We start from the raw sequence: 265 nt of genomic DNA on the forward strand, positions 1-265 counted from the left end.
AATAACGGTGGCACTGTTGTGATTCTGCACCGGCTGCGCCAGGGCGCGCGCGTCAGTTTTCATAGCAACCTCTCTTAACGTTTGATAGCGAAACTGGCGGCATAGGCGGCAGGATCGCTGCCATCCCAGACCTTGCCGTCGATGAAGGTACTGCTGCGCATTTCACTGGCGGGCAGTGCAACCTGTGCGACTGCGCTGGCGGCCTGTTTGTAGATGTCGATGCGGTTGATCTGGCGCGCCACCGCGAGGTAGTCGGGATCGCTGG

At 60.0% G+C, this 265-nt stretch carries 1 pseudogene; it reads right to left on the minus strand.

The features are described 5' to 3' along the window. Positions 1–74: 74 nt before the first annotated feature. Positions 75–265 (minus strand): annotated as a pseudogene (locus tag SB765_RS30425) (nitrate ABC transporter substrate-binding protein); the annotation flags it as partial.

It is taken from the genome of Pseudomonas sp. SIMBA_067 (assembly GCF_046534675.1).
Lineage (GTDB): Bacteria > Pseudomonadota > Gammaproteobacteria > Pseudomonadales > Pseudomonadaceae > Aquipseudomonas > Aquipseudomonas putida.